The sequence below is a fragment of the Prochlorococcus marinus str. MIT 0917 genome, from assembly GCF_027359575.1.
Lineage (GTDB): Bacteria > Cyanobacteriota > Cyanobacteriia > PCC-6307 > Cyanobiaceae > Prochlorococcus_B > Prochlorococcus_B marinus_D.
Window position 1 is genome coordinate 300,645 of the sequence record NZ_CP114784.1, and the last position, 21,190, is coordinate 321,834.

The 21,190-nt window shown below is 33.6% G+C and carries 17 protein-coding genes and 1 tRNA gene; 9 read left to right on the forward strand and 9 right to left on the reverse strand.

Annotated features, from left to right (window positions below):
• Positions 1-29 precede the first annotated feature (29 nt).
• From htpG to O5637_RS01650, 3 genes are all read right to left on the reverse strand, one after another.
• Positions 30-1,934 carry a molecular chaperone HtpG gene (htpG, locus tag O5637_RS01640; RefSeq protein WP_269605541.1) on the reverse strand — a complete coding sequence of 635 codons (1,905 nt, stop codon included), beginning with the start codon at positions 1,932-1,934 and terminating at the stop codon, positions 30-32.
• 130 nt (positions 1,935-2,064) lie between these two features.
• The gene (locus O5637_RS01645; protein WP_269605542.1) at positions 2,065-3,240 is read right to left on the reverse strand and encodes an ATP phosphoribosyltransferase regulatory subunit; all 1,176 of its coding nucleotides are present in this window, start codon (positions 3,238-3,240) and stop codon (positions 2,065-2,067) included.
• Positions 3,241-3,282: 42 nt separating this feature from the next.
• The gene (locus tag O5637_RS01650; protein WP_269605544.1) at positions 3,283-4,149 is read right to left on the reverse strand and encodes an inositol monophosphatase family protein; all 867 of its coding nucleotides are present in this window, start codon (positions 4,147-4,149) and stop codon (positions 3,283-3,285) included.
• A 215-nt stretch (positions 4,150-4,364) separates the two neighbouring features.
• Between O5637_RS01650 and O5637_RS01655 the strand changes: the two genes are divergently transcribed.
• Positions 4,365-4,451: transfer RNA gene (locus O5637_RS01655), tRNA-Ser, on the forward strand.
• 37 nt (positions 4,452-4,488) lie between these two features.
• On the opposite strand, the gene pstB is transcribed toward O5637_RS01655, so the two are convergent.
• Genes pstB through pstC form a run of 3 tightly spaced genes read right to left on the reverse strand, consistent with a single transcriptional unit; the run spans position 4,489 to position 7,192 of the window.
• Entirely contained in the window at positions 4,489-5,292 is an 804-nt protein-coding gene (gene pstB, locus O5637_RS01660; RefSeq protein WP_269605546.1) for a phosphate ABC transporter ATP-binding protein PstB, read from the reverse strand.
• Between the two features lie 31 nt (positions 5,293-5,323).
• Positions 5,324-6,238: a phosphate ABC transporter permease PstA gene (gene pstA, locus O5637_RS01665; RefSeq protein WP_269605548.1), complete on the reverse strand. Its 915-nt coding sequence runs from the start codon at positions 6,236-6,238 to the stop codon at positions 5,324-5,326.
• Positions 6,239-6,241: 3 nt separating this feature from the next.
• A complete protein-coding gene (gene pstC, locus O5637_RS01670; protein WP_269605549.1) occupies positions 6,242-7,192 on the reverse strand; it encodes a phosphate ABC transporter permease subunit PstC in 951 nt (316 codons plus the stop codon).
• Positions 7,193-7,342: 150 nt separating this feature from the next.
• Between pstC and dnaK the strand changes: the two genes are divergently transcribed.
• The 5 genes from dnaK to O5637_RS01695 all read left to right on the forward strand — a co-directional run bounded on the left by dnaK (position 7,343) and on the right by O5637_RS01695 (position 12,161).
• Entirely contained in the window at positions 7,343-9,343 is a 2,001-nt protein-coding gene (gene dnaK, locus O5637_RS01675) for a molecular chaperone DnaK (protein WP_269605551.1), read from the forward strand.
• Positions 9,327-10,253: a DnaJ domain-containing protein gene (locus tag O5637_RS01680; protein WP_269605553.1), complete on the forward strand. Its 927-nt coding sequence runs from the start codon at positions 9,327-9,329 to the stop codon at positions 10,251-10,253. Before dnaK ends, O5637_RS01680 begins: the two co-directional genes overlap by 17 nt.
• 56 nt (positions 10,254-10,309) lie before the next feature.
• Positions 10,310-10,705, forward strand: a complete 396-nt coding sequence (locus O5637_RS01685) for a DUF3110 domain-containing protein (protein WP_269605554.1) — start codon at positions 10,310-10,312, stop codon at positions 10,703-10,705.
• Positions 10,702-11,634: an N-acetylmuramic acid 6-phosphate etherase gene (murQ, locus tag O5637_RS01690; protein WP_269605556.1), complete on the forward strand. Its 933-nt coding sequence runs from the start codon at positions 10,702-10,704 to the stop codon at positions 11,632-11,634. Before O5637_RS01685 ends, murQ begins: the two co-directional genes overlap by 4 nt.
• A gap of 89 nt (positions 11,635-11,723) precedes the next feature.
• Positions 11,724-12,161 carry a peptidylprolyl isomerase gene (locus O5637_RS01695; RefSeq protein WP_269605558.1) on the forward strand — a complete coding sequence of 146 codons (438 nt, stop codon included), beginning with the start codon at positions 11,724-11,726 and terminating at the stop codon, positions 12,159-12,161.
• Between the two features lie 30 nt (positions 12,162-12,191).
• Here O5637_RS01695 and ribBA read toward each other — a convergent pair whose 3' ends face one another.
• Positions 12,192-13,877, reverse strand: a complete 1,686-nt coding sequence (ribBA, locus tag O5637_RS01700; protein ID WP_269605560.1) for a bifunctional 3,4-dihydroxy-2-butanone-4-phosphate synthase/GTP cyclohydrolase II — start codon at positions 13,875-13,877, stop codon at positions 12,192-12,194.
• A gap of 87 nt (positions 13,878-13,964) precedes the next feature.
• On the opposite strand from ribBA, the gene argC reads away from it, so the two are divergent.
• Entirely contained in the window at positions 13,965-15,044 is a 1,080-nt protein-coding gene (gene argC / locus O5637_RS01705) for an N-acetyl-gamma-glutamyl-phosphate reductase (protein ID WP_269605561.1), read from the forward strand.
• Here the strand turns inward: argC and purN are convergent.
• The gene (gene purN / locus O5637_RS01710; protein WP_269605563.1) at positions 15,028-15,726 is read right to left on the reverse strand and encodes a phosphoribosylglycinamide formyltransferase; all 699 of its coding nucleotides are present in this window, start codon (positions 15,724-15,726) and stop codon (positions 15,028-15,030) included. The two genes, argC and purN, sit on opposite strands and share 17 nt — an antisense overlap.
• Before the next feature lie 283 nt (positions 15,727-16,009).
• On the opposite strand from purN, the gene O5637_RS01715 reads away from it, so the two are divergent.
• Positions 16,010-17,608, forward strand: coding sequence for a glucose-6-phosphate isomerase (locus O5637_RS01715; protein ID WP_420063720.1), 1,599 nt, complete (start codon positions 16,010-16,012; stop codon positions 17,606-17,608).
• A 3-nt stretch (positions 17,609-17,611) separates the two neighbouring features.
• Here the strand turns inward: O5637_RS01715 and leuS are convergent, their stop codons facing one another.
• A complete protein-coding gene (gene leuS / locus O5637_RS01720) occupies positions 17,612-20,200 on the reverse strand; it encodes a leucine--tRNA ligase (protein WP_269605567.1) in 2,589 nt (862 codons plus the stop codon).
• A gap of 135 nt (positions 20,201-20,335) precedes the next feature.
• On the opposite strand from leuS, the gene dapF reads away from it, so the two are divergent.
• Positions 20,336-21,190 (forward strand): diaminopimelate epimerase, encoded by an 855-nt coding sequence (gene dapF / locus O5637_RS01725; protein ID WP_269605569.1) that lies wholly within the window; start codon positions 20,336-20,338, stop codon positions 21,188-21,190.

Below are 21,190 nucleotides of genomic sequence, written 5' to 3' on the forward strand. Positions count from 1 at the left end.
TTATTTTATTCTATCAAATGGGGTTGAGATTAAACGAATTTTTGCATTAATTTCCCTAACACCTCAGCATTCCTAGCTTGAAAAGCCGCGATATCTTTATTCTCGAGACCACCAATTGAAAGTTTTGCCATCTCATAAAGATGGATAGCGATGTCACTGGCTAACTGGCCTTCGTCTGATTTGCTAGATCCTTCAATAACTATTGCGTTGGAATTTAACTTTAGTAATCCTTTAATAAGTGGATGGTTTGAATTGACGATTAAATTATGATATTCAGGGAGACCAGGAAGTTTCTGTTCCATTAAAGCTGTTATATCATTAATTCTTCTCATTTGTTCTGGTAATAATATTAATGAAGGTGGAGAATTTTCACCTTTAAGACTTTGCACTTGTACGGTCACTTTTTCATTGTTTAGAGCTGAACTAATGATCTTTTTAAGTGTTTCTGACTTTGTGTTTCCATCTTTATCTGCGATTTCAGGAGAATCATCTTTAATACTTTCATCAAGTTCGGAGTCAACTCTGACAAAATTTATTTCTTTATTTTTTTCCTCTAACCAAGGAATAAATTGGGTATCAATAACAGTATCAAGTTTTAAAACTTCTTTGCCATACGAAGTCCACATATTGAGAGCTGTTGATTGAGAGACTTCATCAGTTGAATATAAGACCTTTTTGTTACCATCAGTTAGCCTATTTTTATACCCATCAAGGGTGGTAAAGGTCTTTGAGCCAGATTTTATTAGTTCACTTGTTTCTTCATTATCTTCTGAAGTATTTTTTGTTGTTGAATATAAAATTATCTCTTTTACTTGTTCAGCAAATTTTTCATCTTCCATAGCTCCTATTTTTATAAAGGGTGATATGGAGTCCCAAATTTCAGCATAAAATTGGGTTTCATCTTCCTTTAATGTTTTAAGCTTATCGGCTAATTTCTTTGCAATAAATTTACCGATAGATTTAACTCTTCTATCTGATTGTAATGCGCTTCTACTTACATTTAAGGGAATATCTGGTGAATCTATTACTCCTCTCAAGGGTAATAAGTATCTAGGAACAATTTCTTTAATTGAGTCACTAACAAATACCTGATTGCAGAATAGTTTGATTTCGCCACTTTCCCAATCGGCTCTTCCACTTAATTTTGGAAAATATAATATACCTTGCAAGTTATATGGATAGTCAGTATTTAGGTGAACCCATAAAAGAGGTTCGCCCTGAAATGGATAGAGATATTTATAGAGTTCAATATAATCTTCGTCTTTTAGATTTTGTTTGCTTTCTCTCCATGGTGGATTCATTTTGTTGATAACTTCATCTTCAAGCGAGATTTCAATAGGCATGAAATCGCAATATTTTTTTATTAACGTTTTAATCCTGCTTGGTTCAATGTATTCAATTTCTTCTTCCATTAAATGTAAAATTATATCTGTTCCTATATCTTCTTTATCTGACTCATCAAGTGAATATTGAGGAGAACCATTACATTTCCATTTAATAGCTTGTGTATCATTCTTTGCTGATTTTGTTATTATTTCAACTTCATCTGCAACCATAAAACTTGAATAAAAACCGAGTCCAAAATGACCTATAAATCCATCATCAGGTTGTTTGTATTTTTCAAGAAATTCTTCTGCACTTGAGAAAGCTACTTGATTAATATATTTCTTAATTTCATCACTAGTCATTCCTATTCCATTGTCACTAATTGTCAATTTCTTATGTTCTCTGTCAATTGAGATTTTTATTTTTTCATCTTCAGCCGAGACACAATCTCCTGCAAAGGAGGCCATTTTCCTTTTCTTGATTGCATCTACGGAGTTACTTATAAGCTCTCTAATGAATATTTCATGATCTGAGTAGACGGCTTTTTTTATTATTGGAAATATATTTTCTGTGTGAATAAGAATAGTTCCTTCTTCTTTAACAGGCATGACTTATTAAAATTTTTATTATCATAGCGATACAAATTTTTGTTTAGGCGTTAAAAGCAAAAGTATTATTGTTTACAGCTCAATAGTTTTCGATCCCTGACAATTATTAAAAGTATATGGTTAATTTATATCAATCTATCCATTCGATTTTTGTGCATCTATTGGATTTCAAAAGTTGATTTGTTGCGTCATTTGTCTTTAGAGGTTCATGTGAAATTACAGAAATTATCCCCTTGTTGTGCCACTCCTTTTGTTGTTTTAATGCTTTATATAAACTTTCACTTTGCTTGTATGCGATTAATACTTTTTCATTATTATCTTTAACTTCCTTATTTGAGGATACTAATTCCCTGATTTTATCAATGCTAATACTAAATCCAATTCCGAAGCAATTATGATCACTAGAACTAAATTTCTTTACCAAATCATCATATCTACCACCTTTAGCAATAATAACCGGAGCACTTGGGGATGATGAAACAAGTGAAAAGGTTAAACCACTATATAATTTATATTTAGTCCCTAATGTAGGGTCTAGTTGCACTTCTATCCCCTTCTCTTTAGCTAATGGTTCAATAATTGTAAATAATTCTTTTAGGTTATCGATGTATGAATTTGATCCATAGATATTTTTTAGATCGGTTAATATTTCATCTGGTGATCCTCTCATATTCATGATTTTTTTTATAAATATTCTTTGTTCATCTTTTACATCTAATTTAGTCAATGCTATGTAATCAAGATCGCAGAGAATATTTTTTATTTGGTCTGTTCTGGAGGAATCAAATGAGCTTAAAATAAGTTCCAATAGATATGTATTACCAATTAGCAATGTCATTTTATGTTGCTGATCAATTTCAATTATTTTTAATGATTCAATCAGTAGAGATAGAAGTTCTATCTCTGCATTAATAGCCTTAGTTCCTATCAATTCTACTCCGCTTTGGAATGACTCCTCGATATCAATACCACCATCAATGCTTTGATTGCATTTAAATGAAGTACCTGTCGACCAGAATCGAAGTGGCCTTTCATATTCATTAAACCTAGTTGAAGCAGCACGTACAATTGACGCTGTTATTTCAGGTCTTAATCCAAGCGGTTCATCAGAAACGATTTTTAGTATTTCATTGTTCGAAATTCCACCAGCTGCCATAAGTGTGTCTAGACGTTCAATATGTGGCGGTGATATTCGCTCATACCCCCAAAGTTGATATAAAGATGAAAGTTTTGATGCAATGAGATGGTTCTTTCTTACTTGTTGAGGATTTAAGTCGCGCGCACCCGAGGCAGGTTGCAGTGTCATTATTTTAATCTTTTTATTACTTAAGGATCACATAAATTAGGACTATTTTCCACCATAAGAGTTAGGGGTTAATGGTCTAATTTTCTCAAGTTCTTTTATGAGCTCATTATGTATCGCTTGATTACACGCAAGAATTCTGCCGGTGTTCAGATCAAAATCTCCGGATGGATAATTGGAAACTATTCCTCCTGCCATTTCAACCAGTGGTACTCCTGCTGCCATGTCCCATTTTGCAAGTCCGCGTTCCCAAAAACCATCCACTTTGCCTGAGGCTACAAATGCTAGATCTAAAGCGGCTGCTCCTCCTCTTCTGACGCCATGTGTGCGATGTGTTAGCCAGCAAAATTCTGAATAATTATTATCTAATACTTCTCGTCTGTCATATGCGAAACCAGTAACTAAGAGTGAATCAGATAAGGAATTTGTGTCCGTGACATTTATTTTTTCGCCATTACAAAATGATCCATGCTCTGGAGAGGCATAATAAATTTCATTTAAAGAAGGTACTGATATTGCTCCCAAAATCGGATTGATATTCCAAATCAAACCTATTGAAGTTGCAAAAAATGGATATCCATGGGCATAGTTTGTTGTTCCATCAAGAGGGTCTATACACCATTTTAATTCTCCATCTTTTAACTTATGTCCACTTTCTTCTGCAAGAATAGAAATGTTTGGTGTCTCTTTTTCTAAATAATCTATTATTATCTTTTCACATTCTATATCTGCATTAGTAACAAGATCTCCAGCAGCTCCCTTACACTTTATTGTTTTAATCCTGCCATAATTATTCATTAGCGATGCTCCGCCTTTTTCTGCGGCCTGCTTCGCAATTTCTAATAATTTATTAATTTCATCTTTACCTAGACCTGCATTCAAAGCTGCTGTTTTACAAGACGGTATAACCATGGCTATTATTTTTATTTATATTAATCGTCTACTATTGGAAGATTCTATTTATCTTTAAATCAATTTATTCTCTTTAATAAATTAATGATTACTAGGAACTTGTTTGGTATAAAAGTATTTAATAAGTAAATTCGATAGTTAAATTTTTAACAAGACCTCTCTTGTGGTATATATTTAAATTCAGCATTTGAAGGACATTTCATTGCTGATTTCAAGGAGAGGTGGCCGAGTGGTTGAAGGCGCAGCACTGGAAATGCTGTATAGGGGCAACCCTATCGAGGGTTCGAATCCCTCTCTCTCCGTCTCGCAAGGTAACTTTTAATAAAAAAGCTTTAGTTGTTATCCAAATTTTCCAGAGATATAGTCTTGAGTTGATTTTTGCTTTGGTGAATTGAACATGTTTTTTGTTTTATCAAACTCAACTAAAAATCCAATTTTTCCACCTAAATCTTTATCTTTTTTCTCTGTATTGAAAAAAGCTGTGTAATCACTGACTCTTTTGGCTTGTTGCATATTGTGCGTAACAATAATGATTGTAAAATTCTTCTTTAATTCATGGATTGTCTCTTCTATTTTTAATGTAGATAATGGATCAAGTGCTGAGCATGGCTCATCCATTAAGATCACATCAGGTTCAATAGCAATTGTCCTTGCTATGCATAATCTTTGTTGTTGACCGCCAGATAATGAATAACCACTTTCGCTTAATTTGTCCTTGCACTCATCCCAAACAGCTGCCTTTGTAAGAGATTCTTCTACTAATTGATCCATATTGCCTTTATATCCATTAACTCTTGCACCAAAGGCAATATTTTCGTAAATACTTTTAGGAAAAGGATTGGGTTGTTGAAAAACCATTCCAATTCTTCTCCTAACTTCAACTGGATCTATATCCTCTGCATATATATCTATCCCTTCAAAAATAACACTGCCTGATAACTTGCAACCTTCTATTAAATCGTTCATTCGATTGATTGCTCTAATGACGGTTGATTTACCACATCCTGATGGACCAATAAAAGATGTAACTTGATTCATTTCAATATCACAAAACACATTTTTAACTGCAACTGAATTGCCATATGTAATTGACACATTATCTAGTGAGACTGAATATTTGGATTTTATATTTTTTTTATTCATTATCTTATTTTATTCTTAGTTTTGATCATAATTATACTTTATTTTTTGAAAAATCACCAAGTTTGCCTATCCATCTTGAAAGGATATTAAGACTTAAAAGTACAACAACTAATATGAATGATGCTGCCCATGCTAGTTGATTTTGGGCTTCATATGGTTCAAGAGCGAAATTGTAAATTAAAACTGACAATGAACCCATTTCATAGAAAAGATCATCAAAACTTGTAATGTAGTAACGGGAGAAAAGAGCTGTAAATATTAATGGAGCTGTTTCTCCTGCTGCCCTGGCGAGTGCTAATAATATGCCTGTAGAAATTGAACTAAATGCAGCTGGTAATGTGATATTTGTTATCATTGTGAATTTTGATGCGCCAACTCCAAATGCAGCTCTTCTCATGTCATTTGGAACTAATTTAAGTGCTTCATCAGTAGTTTTAATTATTGTTGGAACCATTAAAATTGAAAGTGAAATTCCGCCTGCGATACCGCTGAACATTGATCCAAATAGTATTTTGGTTGAGACAATAATGGCGTATATAAATACGCCAGCAATTATAGAAGGAACCCCAGCAAGTACATTTGATCCAAACCTTATAAATTTAGCAAACTTTCCTGATTTTGAATATTCGGCAAGATATATTCCACCTCCTACTCCAACAGGTATTGATATTATTGAAGCAATAATTGACATTATAAAAGTTCCAGTAATTGCTGGTCCTATTCCTCCAGCTGAGAGAAGATCATCTCCGGGTGGCTCGGGTTCAAGTATTAAGGTATCTAAGTTTATATAACTTCCACCTTTAATTAATACATAGCTTATAACTAATATTAAAGGAAGTACAGAAATGATGGCAAAAAGAGCAGAAGCTACAGTTAAGACTTTGTTCCCAATATTTCTAGTTAGAGAGGGATTAAAAGTTAGTGATTTTTGTGAAGAGTAATTCATTTATTAATATTTTAAGCTTAATCTTTTTACAATCCACTGAGCAAACACATTAACCAATAAGGTTAATATCATTAGGATTAATGCTGCATACATTAGAGAAGAGACTTGGCTGCCATCTGCTTCACCAAATTGATTAGCAAGCATGGATGAAATTGTATATGAAGGAGCAAATATTGACCAACTAAAGTTATTGGAATTGCCAATAATCATTGTTACTGCCATTGTCTCACCCATAGCTCTTCCTAGAGCAAGTAAAACTCCTCCTGTTATCCCAGAAATTGCGGCTGGAATAATAACTTTAAAAATAGTAGTCCATCTTGACGCTCCAATTCCATATGCAGCTTGCCTAAGTTTTGATGGAACTTGATTTAGAGAATCTTTTGAAATTGATGTAATTATAGGTAATATCATTACCACAAGTATTAATATTGCTGGCATCATTCCAGCGCCTAAAGGTTGGGTGCCAAAAAATGGTATAAATCCAAATAGTTCGTAGATTATGTTCAAAAATGGTCTAATAAAAGGTTCCATAATAAATACAGCCCATAGACCTAACACTACTGATGGAATAGCGGCTAAAAGCTCAACCATTATTCCAATTACATTTCTTATATATTCGGGAATTATATTTTCAGTTATAAATATTGCAGTGCCGACGCCCAATGGAATGGCAATTAATAATGAAGCAATCGATGTAAAAAGGGTTCCATAAATAGCTGTGAATGCACCGTACTCATCTTTAACTGGATTCCATGCAGAGCTAAAAAGAAACCTCAGTCCATATCTTGAAATTGATTCAGTAGATTCATAGTAAACGACTGCAAATATGGAAAAAAGCACTATGGCTACCATTGAAGCCATAACAACAACAATATTTTTAAAACCTATATCCACCAACTTCTCTGAAGTTGGTCTTGTCCTCAGTGAAAATTTTGATGTACTTGCTTTTTTCACGCGCTAAAGCATTTACTTTATGAATCTATCTCTAATCTCAAATTTTTCACTAAGGTAGGGTTAATGATTGGCTTTAAGTGTTGAAGGGTACATAATAAGTATTGAATACCCTTAAATGCTAGTTACTGTGGGGCTTAAATAAGTATTGCCATGGGGAGAATAGTTGGCATTGACTTGGGAACGACAAATTCCGTTGTAGCGGTGTTGGAGGCTGGTAGGCCTGTTGTTATTTCTAGTGCTGAAGGAGCTAGAACTACTCCATCAGTAGTTGGCTTTACTAAGGAATCTGAATTATTGGTTGGGCAATTAGCTAGAAGACAATTAGTTCTTAATCCAAAAAATACATTTTCAAATTTAAAAAGATTTGTTGGTAGAGCATGGGATGAGCTTGAAGATACGAGCCTTTCTGTTCCTTATAGTGTTCGCTCAAATGATCAGGGAAATGTTCGTATTACCTCTCCAGTAACAAAAAGAGAATATGCCCCTGAAGAATTGGTTGGAAATATTATTAGGAAGCTAATTGATGATGCAGAAACCTATTTAGGAGAAGATGTTGATTCTGCGGTGATAACGGTTCCGGCTTATTTTAACGATTCGCAAAGACAGGCTACTCGTGATGCTGCGATTTTGGCTGGTATTTCTGTAGAAAGAATTCTTAATGAGCCCACTTCAGCTGCTCTTGCTTATGGCTTTGATAAAAGTTCTTCTCGCAAAGTATTGGTCTTTGATTTAGGTGGTGGAACATTTGATGTTTCTTTAATGTCAATCTCTAATGGTGTTTTTGATGTGAAAGCAACTTCAGGAGACACACAATTGGGAGGCAATGATTTTGATCAAAAAATTGTTGATTGGCTGGCTGAAGATTTTTTAAAAAAAAATCAAATAGACCTAAGAAGAGACAGGCAATCACTTCAAAGGCTTTCTGAAGCGGCTGAGAAAGCTAAACAAGAACTTTCTGGGGTTCAGTCCACACCCATATCTCTTCCTTTTATTTCTACAGGCAAAGATGGTCCATTACACATAGAGACAACTCTTAGTAGAAAAATGTACGAAAGTCTTTGCAATGATCTTTTAGATAGATTATTTGATCCTGTTAATACTGTTATTGATGATTCCGGTTGGAACCCTGAGGAAATTGATGAGGTTGTTCTTGTAGGTGGTAGTACTCGTATGCCAATGGTAAAACAATTAGTTAAAACTTTAGTTCCAAATCCCCCTTGTCAATCTGTTAATCCTGATGAAGTAGTAGCTATTGGTGCAGCAATTCAAGGCGGTATTCTCTCAGGAGAGTTGAGAGATCTTTTATTAAATGATGTCACCCCTCTTTCTCTAGGACTTGAAACTGTTGGAGGTTTAATGAAAGTTTTAATTCCTAGAAACACCTCTATACCTGTAAGGCAATCGGATGTTTTTAGTACATCGGCTTCCAATCAATCATCAGTAGAAATACATATATGGCAAGGAGAGAGGCAGATGGCCTCAGACAACAAATCATTGGGCAAATTCAGATTATCTGGAATTCCTCCTGCACCAAGGGGTGTCCCTCAAGTTCAGGTTGCTTTTGATATTGATGCCAATGGTTTATTAGAGGTCAGTGCAACTGATAGAACTACCGGGAGGAAACAGTCTGTAAGTGTTACTGGTGGTTCAAACTTGAATCAAAATGAAGTTAATAAATTGATTGAAGAGTCTAAAATTAAAGCATCTGAAGATAGAAAAAAACGTGCTTCTATTGATCAAAAAAATAATGCTTTAACACTTGTTGCACAGGCTGAGAGGCGGCTAAGAGATGCATCGCTTGAGTTGGGCCCATATGGCGCAGAAAGGCAACAAAGATCTGTAGAAATTGCGATGAGAGATGTTGAAGATTTACTTCAAGATAATGATTTGCAAGAACTTGAATATGCAGTTGGCTCTCTCCAAGAAGCACTATTTGGTTTGAATCGTCGCTTATCAGCAGAACGAAAAATAGAATCTAATCCCATACAAGGGATAAAAAATACTTTTGGATCTTTAAAGGACGAACTATTTTCTGATGATTACTGGGATGATGACCCTTGGGATTATTCACAAAGAGGGCAAAATAGAAATGGTGAAAGAAATTATGGGAGAAGGGATATAGATCCTTGGGATAATGACTACTACCGTTGATCCTAATTATTGGTCTCTATTAGGAGTCTCTCCTGGATGTGATTCAAATGAACTTAAATCCGCATTTAGAAAAGAAGCAAGAAAGTGGCACCCTGATTTAAATAAAAATGATATTAACGCTGAGGAGAGATTTAAATTAATTAATGAGGCTTACGCCATTCTTAGCGATCCAAAAAAGAGGAGTGAATGGGAGAAAAAAAATATAAAACATAAGGATATCTTTGATAATAGATTCCCAACTTATGAGGAGTATTTAGATGTTGTATTAGGTATAAGAACCAATTTAAAACAAGAAATTGATGATATTGATGATCAATATTCTGAAATTCCTCAAGATCAATTTGAAAACTTTGAAGATACTGATTTTAACGATTATATTCCTACAACTAGCGAACCAAATCCACCACCAACTTTAATTTATGAAGACCAAGAATCCATTATAGAAATCTCACCAGATCAAGCTCTTAATGGTTCTACTGTTGAAATTCAGTTGCAAGACGGTACTCTTGTCGAAGTATTAACTCCGCCCTTTGCCGGTGATGGATGGAGATTAAGAATAGAAGGTGCAGCAATTGGTTGTCGAGATCATTTTGTTCAATTAAAAGTACAAACAGAAGATGGCTTAAGAATTGATGGCTTAAGAGTTTTGTATCGTCTTGAATTATTTCCACATGACGCTTTATTAGGATGCGCTGTTGATATACCCACTCTAAATGGTTCGGTAACATTGCAAGTACCTCCTAATTCATCAACTGGTAGGTTATTAAGACTTAGAGGCCGTGGATTGGCATACGAGGAATATCGAGGTGATCAAATTGTAGAAATAGTTATTGTGTTACCTGATAATCTAACTGATTCGGAAATTGCATTATATCAACGTCTAAATGAACTTTCTATGGAAAATTATTAGGAACATATTGTTTATTCACTTAATCGATTTATAATTTAATAGATTATTAAATTCCTATGTTGGTTCATGTCCTTTTGTATGAAGCGGGGACAGAAAGTGAAGGTATACATTCCCTCGAGCTTAAGGGCACAACAGTAATCCTTATGTTCGAAGATAGGGACGATGCTGATAGATATTGTGGTCTTTTAGAAGCTCAAGACTTCCCAACTCCGTCTGTTGAGGAGTTGACGAGGAGAGATATTGAAGCTTTTTGTATCGAATCAGGATATGAAGCTCGATATGTCGAAAAAGGTTTTATTCCAAGTACCGATGAAGAACGCCTTTTGATTTCACCACCTCTCTCAAATTTAGAAGTAGGAAATTGGAAAAATCAAGATAATTTAATTGAACCAGCTTCTTCCACTAATGATCAACTTGAAGATATAAAAAAACGTTTAGAAAATCTTTTATGAGTAATTTAAATAATGGTTCTATAAATAATAATTATCGGATATTAACTGAGCAGATAAATTTAAAATCGAATGAATTAGATATTAAATCGACTAATGAAATAGTCAAAATTTTTTCTGAAGCTGATAAAGAACCTCAAAAGGCTGTCGAGAATTCCATTCCAGAGATAGTTAAGGCTATTGATGAAATTACAGTAAGACTTAAATCAAATGGTAGATTGTTTTATATTGGTACTGGTACTTCAGGAAGATTAGGTGTACTTGATGCATCAGAATGCCCCCCAACTTTTTGTACCAATCCAGATTTGGTTCAAGGGATAATCGCTGGAGGTATACCTTCATTAACAAGAAGTTCTGAATCTCTAGAGGATGTATCCGAGATTTCTATAGCTGATCTTAAAAGTAGATGTTTTTCAAATAGAGACGTCTTGATAGGTATAACATCTAGTGGTAGAACTCCATATGTTATTGGGGCATTAGACTATTCTAAAAGTATAAATGCACTAACTATTTCTATTTCATCAGTTCCAGAAAGTGATTCAGCCTTAAATAATGATATAGATATTAGGCTGATTACAGGACCAGAGATTCTTGCGGGCTCCACAAGATTAAAAGCTGGAACAGCTACAAAGATGGTCTTAAATATAATTTCTACATCTGTGATGATTAAATTAGGAAAGGTTTATGGTAATAGAATGATTGATTTATCCATAAGCAACGATAAATTATTTGATAGGGCAATTGGTATATTATTAGATATTGGTTCAGTCGAGAAAGAAACTGCTGTTCAACTTTTAAAGAAAACAAATGGATCTGTAAAATTATCTTTATTAATAGCTTTGACTGGGATGGATGTTTTTAAAGCTAGGCAATTACTTAATAATTCAAAGGGAAATTTAAGAACAGCACTAATTTCGGCTAAAAGTGATTGAATTATAGTTAATTAAACTTTTTATATTCATAATATAGTTTCTGCATGAAAATTTAAAAACAGTTACTATATAAAAAATTAATTAGAACTATGTCAAAAGTGTTGATGGACACAGATAAAGGCCAATTGACTATTGACCTGTTTGATAATGATGCACCCAAAACAGTAGAAAACTTTTTGAAGCTTGCTAAAGAGGGCTTTTATGATGGACTGTCTTTCCACAGAGTTATTAATGGTTTTATGGCACAAGGCGGTTGTCCAAATACTAGAGAAGGATCAAGAGGTATGCCTGGAACTGGAGGTCCTGGGTACTCCATTAACTGTGAAATTAATCCAAACAAGCATGAGGCTGGTTCTCTTTCCATGGCACACGCAGGAAAAGATACTGGTGGTAGTCAATTCTTTCTAGTTCATGCTCCACAACCTCATTTGGATGGAGTACATACGGTTTTTGGCAAAACTAATGACATGGAAATTCTTCTATCTATTACTAATGGTACTAAAATTAATAGAGTAAGTATTGTCTAACAAAATTGTTATTTAATAATATTTTTATAATTAATTCCATTCGATAGTGCTGGTTTTATCTTTATAAGCCCAATCAAATAATGGCGATTTTTCAAAACTTGAAAGTTCGCTAATTTTTTTCTCTTCGATTAATAAATTTGAAGAAGGATGTAAAAGTTTTTCATAATTATCGGTTTTAATTATTCCAATCCTTTTTGTATTTTTCCAATTACTTAGTTCTTTTAGTAGTGATTCAAGTAACCTTTTATCGATCAAGTTACCTTCTAAATGTGTTTTAATATCTCTATGCCTAATATTCCAAATAAACAATGGATTTTTACATAGGGCTATCAACCTTGGAGAGTGTTGAATAGAAATATTTAAAAAATGATTTTCTGACCACTTAGCTGCTTTATCTACAAAATGTTTTAAGTCATTATCGAAAACTTTGCCATCCCAATATACAACAATATTTTGTCTTTCATTGCTTAAATTTGCCTTTATATTATTATCAAATAAGTGTCCAAGTTTTTCTCTTTTTACCTCCAGGTAAGCTGCATTGTGGTCTCCAGGGCATATGACCAGAGGAACACGTGATTCAACCTGAAGTCCGTAGCCTCCAAGTCCTGCTATTTTTCTTGGATTATTGGTTAGTAACTTAAGTCTGTTAATTCCTAAATCTGTCAATATTTGTGCTCCTACTCCATAATTTCTTAGGTCTGCAGGAAAGCCCAACTTCTCATTAGCCTCAACAGTATCTAATCCTCCGTCTTGCAAATTGTAGGCTTTTAATTTGTTAACTAAACCTATTCCTCTACCTTCCTGCCTTAGATATACAACAACTCCTTCTCCTTCTTCAGATATTCTTGATAAGGCCGCCTCTAATTGTGGTCTGCAATCGCACCTTAATGATCCAAATGCATCTCCAGTTAGACACTCTGAATGCATTCGCACCAATACTGGCTCTTTTAAATTTTCTGGATCACCTTTTATTATTGCTACGTGTTCAGATCCATCCAATTCGTTCTTATATCCTATTGCCTTAAAATCTCCAAATAGGCTAGGCAACTTTGCAATTGCTTGTCTGTAGACAAAGCGTTCATTTTCAAGTCTGTAATGAATTAAATCTGCAATACTTATCAACTTTAATTTTCTTTCCTTCGAATATTTTTTCAATTCCGGAAGTCTTGCCATTGAGCCATCCAGGTTTTGGATTTCACAAATAACGCCTGCAGGAGATAGGCCAGCTAACAAAGATAAATCTACTGCTGCTTCCGTATGACCAGCTCTTTTTAAAACCCCACCAATTTTTGCTCTTAAGGGAAAAATATGCCCTGGTCTTCGTAAATCTATTGGTTTTGTTTGATTATTAAGAGCAACTTGAATTGTTTTAGCTCTATCTTCAGCTGATATTCCAGTTGATACTCCAAATTCAGGACCTGCATCGATGCTTACAGTGAAGGCTGTTTGGTTGGAATCGGTATTTCTATCGACCATTAAAGGTAGATCTAACTGGTCTAATCTTTCCCCTTGCATTGCTAGACAAATCAAACCTCTAGCTTCAGTTGCCATAAAATTTATTTGCTGAGGAGTCGCAAATTGAGCAGCACAGATTAAATCACCTTCGTTTTCTCTCTTTTCATCATCAACTACAACAACACATTCACCGTTTCTAATAGCAGCCAGAGCATCCGCTATATCATCAAATTCAATTTCATAACAATCTTCTGATTTCAACTTATTCCTCGTGTTTGTGGTGAAATGGTTCTTTGCTACTTATTCTCAAATGAATATCTCATCATTCTACGAAATAACCTTGATGTTATGGCAATTAGTACATCGAAAGCTGGGAGGATCGCAATTTATGGAGCATCTGGATATGGAGGTCTTCAACTCGTTAAGTTGATTAATGAGCATCCAAACTTTGAGATTTCAACTTTAAATGGGGATCGATCAGTAGGTAAGAGCTGGAATGAAATAAATCCTTTTATGAAACTTGTTGGGGATAAAGAGATTACTAAAGGAAATATTGATGAAATCGCTCAAGATTCTGATTATGCGATATTGAGCTTACCAAACGGCATATCATCACAATTAACCCCTTTATTATTAGAAAAAGGTATTAAAGTAATTGATTTATCAGCTGATTATAGATTTAAATCATTAGATAAATGGAAAGAAGTCTATTCCAAAGAAGCTGAAAAATATCAAAGATTTGACTACGAATTATGTGAAGAGGCTATTTATGGCTTTTCAGAGGTATTTAGTGGTGAAATTTCAAAGTCTAGATTAATTGCTTGTCCAGGTTGTTACCCAACCTCATCTCTTAGTGTACTTATTCCATTCTTAAAACAAGGATTAATTGAAAGTGAAGGCATTATTATTGATGCAAAATCTGGCACATCCGGTGGAGGTAGAAATCCAAGCGAACAACTCTTACTCTCTGAATGTTCTGAATCAATTAAGCCATATGGAGTCATTGGGCATAGACATACTGCAGAGATAGAAAGTATCGCTAGTCACTTTGCTGGTCATGAAATTAATTTGCAATTTACGCCCCATTTGGTTCCTATGGTTAGAGGTATTTTATCGACAGTTTATGCGCGTTTAAGAGATCCTGGATTAACAGCAGAAGATTGTAAAATTGTAATTGAAGCTTTTTATAAAAATCACCCATTTATTGATATTTTGCCTGTGGGTATTTATCCAGCTACTAAATGGGTTAAAAATACTAATAAAGTTATGATTTCAGTTGAAGTTGATAAACGTAATGGAAGAATAGTACTAATGAGTGTCATTGATAATCTTCTAAAAGGTCAAGCAGGACAGGCCATACAAAATTTAAATATTTTGCACGGACTTGAATCAGGTATTGGTCTACCTAAGATTACTTATTACCCTTGAAGTTAGTTCTTATATTCTTTGCTACTTTTGCTATCGCCAAAGGTAATATTATATGTTCCATTTTTTGAATTTTTTGTTTTAATGTCTCTTTACTATCTTTTTCTTGAATAGGGACTGCAGCTTGAATAATTATTGAGCCAGAATCAACTTCCTTTTGTACATAGTGAACCGTACATCCAGTTATAGTAACACTCTTATCTATTGCCTGCTGTATTGCATCAACGCCTTTAAAAGAAGGTAATAGTGATGGATGTATATTAATTAGTCGGTTTGTAAACCTATTAATTAATTCTTCTCCAACAATTCTCATCCATCCAGCCATAACAACTAGTTCTACTGATAAGTCCTCTAGTTTTTTTGATACCTTCCTGTCGTGTTCTAATCTAGTATCATAATCTCTATGATTAATAATTACATAAGGTATTTTGTATTTGATAGCCTTTTTTATTGCTAAGCAATTAGGATTATTGACAATTAAGATAGAAATTTCTGCATTAAGTTTTTTATTTTGAATTGATTTAATAATGTACTCAAAATTCGAGCCATTGCCAGAAGCAAGGACACCTAATCTTATTTTTGGTTCATATAAAGGGCTTTCTGAATCTAAAGGGCTGATTAGGCTATGTTCGTTTAAATCATAAGATAAATTGTTCTCCATATATTTTTTTTTATCTTGGTTCATCAAATAATGATATTTACAACTAAATATATGACCTTTAGAAGAAATTACAATATCTAATTATAAAGACATATTTAATAGTAATGAAAGTTAATTAAACATTTAGTTATCCCAAAAGTAGATAAAAATGACTATCAAGCATATTTACATTCCTATTTGTCAATTACTAAACATTCGCCATTTGAAAACCATTCTTGACTAATATAAATTAAATCAATTTGTTTTACGGTTCTCATTTGAGAATACCTGCAAACAGATCTCATTAAGGAGTATTCTTTTATCAATAATGGCAATAACTGACATCTTCCAGATGAATAACTACGATAAATGGTTAAGATACTGCAATCTTTTATTTAGCGATGATTCATTAGGTTTCTGGCTAGATATAAGCAGAATGGATGTCGACAAGAGCGATTTTGAAAAATTTAAGGAAATCTATTCCAAAGCTTTTGATTCTTTAGAAAGTCTAGAGAATGGATCGATTGCCAATATTGATGAAGATAGACAAGTTGGGCATTACTGGCTTCGAAATCCGAAAATTGCTCCAACTCAAGAAATTGCAGAATCTATCACCAAAGAAATACAAGACATATCAAAATTTGGGGAATCAATATTAAACGGAGAAATAACTAACAGCGTTGGAAAAAAATATACAGATGTTTTTTGGATAGGTATAGGTGGTAGTGGTTTAGGTCCCTTACTTATTAAAGAGTCATTTAAGAGAGAGTCAATCGGATTGAATCTTCATTTTCTAGACAATGTAGACCCCGAAGGGATTTCACATAAATTAAATTCCATTCTTCCTAATATTGAATCAACTTTGTTTGTAGTTGTTAGTAAATCAGGTGGCACTCCAGAACCTTTGATAGGGATGGAGCAAGCTATGAAGTTTGTCCAAGATAACAACCAGAATTGGTCATCTCGAGCGATAGCAATTACATCAAAAGGGAGTAAGTTAGATGTCTTAGCAGCTAATGAAAATTGGTTACATATTTTTGATTTACCTGATTGGGTTGGTGGAAGGACAAGTATTACTGGTGCTGTTGGATTATTACCTGCTGTACTAATTGGCGCTGATATTAATAAGTTTTTAGATGGTGCATCTCAAATGGATGCATTAACAAGAGTGAAAGACATTAAAAATAATCCAGCAGCACTTTTATCCTTGGCTTGGTTCAAATCAGGGATGGGAAAAGGATTAAGAGATATGGTTGTACTTCCCTATAGAGACAGATTAGAAGTTTTCAGTAGATATCTTCAACAACTTGTGATGGAATCATTAGGTAAGAAGTTAGATAGAGAAGGAAATCAAGTTAATCAAGGTATCGCAGTCTATGGTAATAAAGGATCTACCGATCAGCATGCATATGTGCAGCAATTAAGAGATGGTGTTGATAATTTCTTTGTCAATTTCATTGAGATTCTTCATGATCCAGCGGAGATAGTTGAAGTAAAAAATAAGCGACCAGGAGACTATTTGTCTGGATTTTTGCAAGGAACTCGCTCTGCATTATCTGAAGGTGGTAGACAGAACTTGACTATTACATTTAAATCATTTGATGAATCTAGTCTTGGTGCATTAATTGCATTATTTGAGCGAGCAGTAAGCTTTTATGCTGAATTAATTAATGTGAATGCTTACAATCAACCTGGAGTTGAAGCGGGGAAGAAAGCGGCAACAAATATAATTAATCTTCAAAAAGACATTGAGGCACTATTGGATGATGGTAAAGAAAGAACATTAAATGAAATTAATAATTCATTGTCTACTGATTCAACGGAATCTATTTATTTAATCATGAGAAAACTTTCAGAAAATTCTGATCTTTATTCAATGAATGGTAATCAATCAAATCCAGATAAACTAATTATCTCGAAAACTTGATTTCTAAATAACTATATTAACTAATTTATTTGGAACAACAATTATTCGTTTTGGTTCTTTCCCCTCTATCCATTTTAGAGCTGCTTCACTTTTAATAGCTATATTCTCTAATTCCTCTTTAGATAGATTTTTACTAGCCGCGATTGATCCTCTAACTTTTCCATTAATTTGAATCATCAGTTTGAAAGTAGCTTGTTCTATTGCAGCTGCGTCAAATTTAGGCCATGATTGAAGATGAATACTTTGAGTATTCCCGATTCTCTTCCACAGCTCTTCTGCAATATGAGGAGAAAATGGAGAAGTTATTTTGACTAAAATTGAAATAACATTATTTAGAGTTTCATTACTACAGTAATTAACTATTGAACTTAGGCCATTCACGGCTTTCATCAGTTCAGATATTGCTGTATTAAATTGAAGATGGTCTAGATCATCAGTAATTTCCTTGATAGCAATATTAATTAGACGTAAGGCTTCATCGTCCTTAGACTTATCTTTTTCTATATTTAATCTTGAATTAGTCTTTGTTAGTTCTACGGTATTAATAACAAATTTCCAGAGTCTCTGTATAAATCGATATTGCCCTTCAACATCTGAGTCATCCCATTCTAAATCTTTTTCAGGAGGAGCTTTAAAAAGAATAAACATTCTAGCTGTGTCTGCACCATATTTATCTATGACTAATGATGGGTCTACACCATTATATTTAGACTTCGACATCTTTTCATAGATAATTTCAATATTTTCTCCAGTAATTGGATCTTTAGGATTATCAATATCTTTTATTTGATCTTTTGAAAAATATTTATTATTATTTGGATTTTTAAAAGTAATAGCTTGAACCATTCCCTGAGTTAATAGTTTCTTAAAGGGTTCATCAATATTTAATAATCCACAGCTTTTTAATGCTTTGGTTAAAAATCTTGAATAAAGTAAATGAAGGATTGCATGCTCAATACCACCAACGTATTGTTTAACAGGTAGCCATTTATCTATCTCACTTTTTATAAATGGATGTTCCTCATTTCCAGGGTTTATATATCTTAAAAAATACCAAGATGAACACATAAATGTGTCCATTGTGTCAGTTTCTCTTTTTGCTTCAAGTCCACATTTAGGACAACAGGTATTTATCCATTCGGTTTTTGTCGTTAAAGGTGATTTGCCTTTACCAGTTAATTTAATATCAACAGGTAGCAAAACAGGAAGATCCTTGTCTGGGACTCTTACTTGACCACACTTCTTACAATTAATAATCGGAATTGGGCAACCCCAATATCTTTGTCTAGATATAAGCCAATCCCTTAACTTATATGTGGTTTTTGGTTTTGCCCAATTAGCATTGGATCCTAATTGAAGTATTTTTGTTTTTGCAATATCAGACTCAATTCCATTGAATATATCAGAATTGATCATTACTCCTTTATCAACATACACAGAGTCTAAATAACTATCATCTTCATAATTATTGGGTCTTATGACATGATTAATGGGTAAATCATATGATTTAGCAAACTTATAATCTCTACTATCATGAGCGGGAACACCCATGACAACTCCAGTTCCATATTCCATAATCACATAGTCGCCAATCCAAACAGGAATCTCTTTGCTATTTGCTGGGTTAATTGCATTTACTCCTAAATACATTCCAAGTTTTTTTCTACTATCTGAATTACGTTCTTGATCACTTAACTTTTCTTGTGTATTCCTAAACTCTATTAGTTGATCGATATCTTTATCATTTATTAATTGATCAATTAGTGGATGATTTGATGCTAATACAAGATAACTTACTCCATAGATTGTATCGATTCTTGTAGTGAAAGCTGTTAATTTTTGATTGTGATTTTTAATATCAAAAGTTATTTCTGCTCCGATTGACTTGCCAATCCAATTTTTTTGCATAACCCTGACTCTTTCTGGCCAGTCTTTAAGCTTAACTAAATCCTTATTTAGATCTTCGGCAAAACTTGTAATACTTAAAAACCACTGGTTTAAATCCTTTTTCTCAACTTTAGCTCCAGATCTCCAAGATTTACCTTCAGCATCTACTTGTTCATTTGCAAGAACAGTTTGATCAATTGGATCCCAATTTACTGTTGCTTTTTTTTGATAGGCAAGGTTATTTTTATGTAATTGATTAAATATATATTGAGTCCATTTATAATAATCTTCTTTGCAAGTAGTAACTTCTTTAGACCAATCTATTGATAATCCAAGTCGATCTAATTGATCTTTCATTTGTAAAATATTTTTATCTGTCCAGGTAGATGGACTTGTCTCTCTCTCTATTGCTGCATTTTCAGCCGGTAAACCGAAGGCATCCCATCCCATTGGATGAAGGACGTTATAACCTTGCATCCTTTTATATCTTGCCAATACATCTGTAATGACATAATTCCTCACGTGCCCCATATGTAATGAACCGGAAGGGTATGGGAACATTGATAAGGCATAAAAAGTATTGTCTTTGTTTACCTCGGTATTTGTTCTATAGAGCCCTTGATTAACCCACTCTTTTTGCCAATAAGCTTCAATATCACGAGGCTTATAACGCTGGTCAATTATCTCTGAAGTAGTATTATTCAAGGAACATCTCCTTCAGTAGTTGATTTACCAATCAGATAATGTTCTCATAAATTGATGCCCAATACGCGAATAGTTCTGAAATTACTACCAAGAACGCTTTATTTTCTATGAACATAGTTAAACAAACTTAAAATTATGAAAAATAATTTCTCAAAATATCAAGGTCTTGGTAATGATTTCATTATCTTTGATGCTCGTGGTAATAAATTAGATAATTTATTTACAGAAAATAAAGATAATTTTATTGAACATCTATGTAATAGAAATTTTGGTATCGGAGCTGATGGAATTATTCTTATATTAGAATCCAATAATAAATGTTTTGCGAGAATGAGGATATTTAATTCTGATGGTTCTGAACCAGAAATGTGTGGCAACGGTATAAGATGCTTGGTTGCTTTTTTAAACGATAATAATGAAATTAAGGATAAGTCTGAGATTCGAATTGAAACCAAGGCTGGTCTTATTCTTACATCTATCTCTGATAATGAAAATATTAAAGTTAATATGGGAGAACCTATCCTTTCTCCTGAAGATATACCTACAAAATTGTTAATGAATAATTTAACAGTTCCTAATGGAAAGATTACAATAAATGAACAAATCTTAAATGTTTATGCTGCTAGTATGGGAAATCCTCATATGATCTTATTTGTGGATAAAATTGATAACATACCATTTGAAGAGTGGGGAAGATACCTTGAAAAACACAATACATTTCCCAATAACACCAATGTTCACTTTGTAGAATTAATTGATAAATCAAATATTAAAGTTAAAGTATGGGAAAGGGGTTGTGGGCCAACGCTAGCTTGTGGTACAGGAGCTTGCGCTTGTCTGGTCATTACATCTAAGCTAGGTAAAACTTTAAACAACGCTAATATTTATTTACCAGGTGGCAAATTAGAAATTGAATGGCCGAATCAAGCAGGTCCAGTTTTAATGCAGGGGCCTGCATTAAAAGTATTTAGTGGAGAGATAGATATTTAG

Coding starts and splice junctions, on each gene's coding strand:
- htpG (WP_269605541.1), bottom strand. CDS start 1,934: ATGCCTGTTAAAGAAGAAGGAACTATTCTTATTCACACAGAAAATATA.
- O5637_RS01645 (WP_269605542.1), bottom strand. CDS start 3,240: ATGACACTGCAACCTGCCTCGGGTGCGCGCGACTTAAATCCTCAACAA.
- O5637_RS01650 (WP_269605544.1), bottom strand. CDS start 4,149: ATGGTTATACCGTCTTGTAAAACAGCAGCTTTGAATGCAGGTCTAGGT.
- pstB (WP_269605546.1), bottom strand. CDS start 5,292: ATGAATAAAAAAAATATAAAATCCAAATATTCAGTCTCACTAGATAAT.
- pstA (WP_269605548.1), bottom strand. CDS start 6,238: ATGAATTACTCTTCACAAAAATCACTAACTTTTAATCCCTCTCTAACT.
- dnaK (WP_269605551.1), top strand. CDS start 7,343: ATGGGGAGAATAGTTGGCATTGACTTGGGAACGACAAATTCCGTTGTA.
- O5637_RS01680 (WP_269605553.1), top strand. CDS start 9,327: ATGACTACTACCGTTGATCCTAATTATTGGTCTCTATTAGGAGTCTCT.
- O5637_RS01685 (WP_269605554.1), top strand. CDS start 10,310: ATGTTGGTTCATGTCCTTTTGTATGAAGCGGGGACAGAAAGTGAAGGT.
- murQ (WP_269605556.1), top strand. CDS start 10,702: ATGAGTAATTTAAATAATGGTTCTATAAATAATAATTATCGGATATTA.
- O5637_RS01695 (WP_269605558.1), top strand. CDS start 11,724: ATGTCAAAAGTGTTGATGGACACAGATAAAGGCCAATTGACTATTGAC.
- argC (WP_269605561.1), top strand. CDS start 13,965: ATGGCAATTAGTACATCGAAAGCTGGGAGGATCGCAATTTATGGAGCA.
- purN (WP_269605563.1), bottom strand. CDS start 15,726: ATGAACCAAGATAAAAAAAAATATATGGAGAACAATTTATCTTATGAT.
- O5637_RS01715 (WP_420063720.1), top strand. CDS start 16,010: ATGGCAATAACTGACATCTTCCAGATGAATAACTACGATAAATGGTTA.
- dapF (WP_269605569.1), top strand. CDS start 20,336: ATGAAAAATAATTTCTCAAAATATCAAGGTCTTGGTAATGATTTCATT.